Genomic DNA, 3,345 nt, shown 5'->3' with positions numbered 1-3,345 from the left:
TTGGATTGCGAGAAATTCCTTTGGATCAAAGACCAGCCTCTTCGGGGGTTGGCGTATGGATACGTCAGTAATGATGTTTCTCTTTGGTCAGTTTCAAACTCGCTGCAGCATCGTTTTCCCGGTGTTGTGTGCTTTTCTTTTTTACGGAGAGTTTGATCCTGGCTCAGGATGAACGCTGGCGGCGTGCTTAACACATGCAAGTCGAACGGTGAAGCCAAGCTTGCTTGGTGGATCAGTGGCGAACGGGTGAGTAACACGTGAGCAACCTGCCCTGGACTCTGGGATAAGCGCTGGAAACGGCGTCTAATACTGGATATGAGCCTTCATCGCATGGTGGGGGTTGGAAAGATTTTTTGGTCTGGGATGGGCTCGCGGCCTATCAGCTTGTTGGTGAGGTAATGGCTCACCAAGGCGTCGACGGGTAGCCGGCCTGAGAGGGTGACCGGCCACACTGGGACTGAGACACGGCCCAGACTCCTACGGGAGGCAGCAGTGGGGAATATTGCACAATGGGCGAAAGCCTGATGCAGCAACGCCGCGTGAGGGATGACGGCCTTCGGGTTGTAAACCTCTTTTAGCAGGGAAGAAGCGAAAGTGACGGTACCTGCAGAAAAAGCGCCGGCTAACTACGTGCCAGCAGCCGCGGTAATACGTAGGGCGCAAGCGTTATCCGGAATTATTGGGCGTAAAGAGCTCGTAGGCGGTTTGTCGCGTCTGCTGTGAAATCCCGAGGCTCAACCTCGGGCCTGCAGTGGGTACGGGCAGACTAGAGTGCGGTAGGGGAGATTGGAATTCCTGGTGTAGCGGTGGAATGCGCAGATATCAGGAGGAACACCGATGGCGAAGGCAGATCTCTGGGCCGTAACTGACGCTGAGGAGCGAAAGGGTGGGGAGCAAACAGGCTTAGATACCCTGGTAGTCCACCCCGTAAACGTTGGGAACTAGTTGTGGGGACCATTCCACGGTTTCCGTGACGCAGCTAACGCATTAAGTTCCCCGCCTGGGGAGTACGGCCGCAAGGCTAAAACTCAAAGGAATTGACGGGGACCCGCACAAGCGGCGGAGCATGCGGATTAATTCGATGCAACGCGAAGAACCTTACCAAGGCTTGACATACACCAGAACGGGCCAGAAATGGTCAACTCTTTGGACACTGGTGAACAGGTGGTGCATGGTTGTCGTCAGCTCGTGTCGTGAGATGTTGGGTTAAGTCCCGCAACGAGCGCAACCCTCGTTCTATGTTGCCAGCACGTAATGGTGGGAACTCATGGGATACTGCCGGGGTCAACTCGGAGGAAGGTGGGGATGACGTCAAATCATCATGCCCCTTATGTCTTGGGCTTCACGCATGCTACAATGGCCGGTACAAAGGGCTGCAATACCGTGAGGTGGAGCGAATCCCAAAAAGCCGGTCCCAGTTCGGATTGAGGTCTGCAACTCGACCTCATGAAGTCGGAGTCGCTAGTAATCGCAGATCAGCAACGCTGCGGTGAATACGTTCCCGGGTCTTGTACACACCGCCCGTCAAGTCATGAAAGTCGGTAACACCTGAAGCCGGTGGCCCAACCCTTGTGGAGGGAGCCGTCGAAGGTGGGATCGGTAATTAGGACTAAGTCGTAACAAGGTAGCCGTACCGGAAGGTGCGGCTGGATCACCTCCTTTCTAAGGAGCATCTGGCACTGATGACCTTCGGGTTGTGAGTGTCCAGGCGCCGGATCAGACCGAATGTGTCTGCCGGTTAGCTCATGGGTGGAACATTTGATGGGGTGTCGGGGACGAGGTTCTCGGGTTTAGTACGTGGCTTGCCATTGGAATGATCTGGATCGGAGTTGTTGACACATGCACGCTGTTGGGTCCTGAGGGGCCGGGCGCTGGTCGCGTCAGTCTTTGGGCTGGGGTGGTTGGTGGCTGTTTCCTTGAGGGCCTCTTCTTGCTCTCACCGGTTGGTGGGTGTGGGGGAGGGGTTCCGCCCGTACTTTGAGAACTACACAGTGGACGCGAGCATCTTCGACATGAGCCTTCGGGTTTGTGTCGTGAAGATGATCTTAAAGATCATTAGTCAATTTTTTGACGATTCAACTCATGTGATTTCAAGTCTTTAAGAGCAAACGGTGGATGCCTTGGCATCTGGAGCCGAAGAAGGACGTAGCAATCTGCGATAAGCCTCGGGGAACTGATAAGCGAGTTTTGATCCGAGGGTGTCCGAATGGGGAAACCCCGCCAGGGCGCGTGCGTACCTGGTGACTCCCGCCTGAATATATAGGGCGGGTAGAGGGAACGTGGGGAAGTGAAACATCTCAGTACCCACAGGAAGAGAAAGCAACAGCGATTCCGTGAGTAGTGGCGAGCGAAATCGGAAGAGGCTAAACCTAGCGTGTGTGATAGCCGGCAGGCGTTGCATGTTGGGGGTTGTGGGACTTTTCGGATTGTTCTGCCGAGCAGTCGACGTGACAAGAGGGTATAGACGAACGGTTTTGAATGGCCGGTCATAGAGGGTGCGAACCCCGTAGTCGAAATGCTTGTTCTTGGCGTGAAGAGTATCCCAAGTAGCACGGGGCCCGAGAAATCCCGTGTGAATCTGTCAGGACCACCTGATAAGCCTAAATACTCCCAGATGACCGATAGCGGACAAGTACCGTGAGGGAAAGGTGAAAAGTACCCCGGGAGGGGAGTGAAATAGTACCTGAAACCGTTTGCTTACAAACCGTTGGAGCCTCCTTAGTAGGGGTGACAGCGTGCCTTTTGAAGAATGAGCCTGCGAGTTAGCGATACGTGGCGAGGTTAACCCGTGTGGGGTAGCCGTAGCGAAAGCGAGTCTGAATAGGGCGATTGAGTCGCGTGTCCTAGACCCGAAGCGAAGTGATCTATCCATGGCCAGGTTGAAGCGACGGTAAGACGTCGTGGAGGACCGAACCCACTTAGGTTGAAAACTGAGGGGATGAGCTGTGGATAGGGGTGAAAGGCCAATCAAACTTCGTGATAGCTGGTTCTCTCCGAAATGCATTTAGGTGCAGCGTTGCGTGTTTCTTGCCGGAGGTAGAGCTACTGGATGGCCGATGGGCCCTACAAGGTTACTGACGTCAGCCAAACTCCGAATGCCGGTAAGTGAGAGCGCAGCAGTGAGACTGTGGGGGATAAGCTTCATAGTCGAGAGGGAAACAACCCAGACCACCAACTAAGGTCCCTAAGCGCGTGCTAAGTGGGAAAGGATGTGGAGTTGCTGTGACAACCAGGAGGTTGGCTTAGAAGCAGCCACCCTTGAAAGAGTGCGTAATAGCTCACTGGTCAAGTGATTCCGCGCCGACAATGTAACGGGGCTCAAGCACGCCACCGAAGTTGTGGCAT

The 3,345-nt window shown here is 54.6% G+C and carries 2 rRNA genes (1 of these 2 cut by a window edge); both read left to right on the top strand.

What is annotated here, in order from left to right:
* Positions 1-140: 140 nt before the first annotated feature.
* Positions 141-1,662, top strand: a 16S ribosomal RNA gene (locus ACFZA2_RS17365).
* Between the two features lie 426 nt (positions 1,663-2,088).
* A 23S ribosomal RNA gene (locus ACFZA2_RS17360) occupies positions 2,089-3,345 on the top strand (it continues 1,955 nt past the right edge of the window).
* Together the 16S and 23S rRNA genes form the textbook arrangement of a ribosomal RNA operon.

Origin of the sequence: Microbacterium sp. NPDC007973 (assembly GCF_042958465.1) — a bacterium.
In the GTDB taxonomy this organism is placed as follows: Bacteria; Actinomycetota; Actinomycetes; order Actinomycetales; family Microbacteriaceae; genus Microbacterium; species Microbacterium galbum.
The sequence above is the reverse complement of the archived record's forward strand: the minus strand, read 5'-3'. Positions and strand labels throughout refer to the sequence as shown.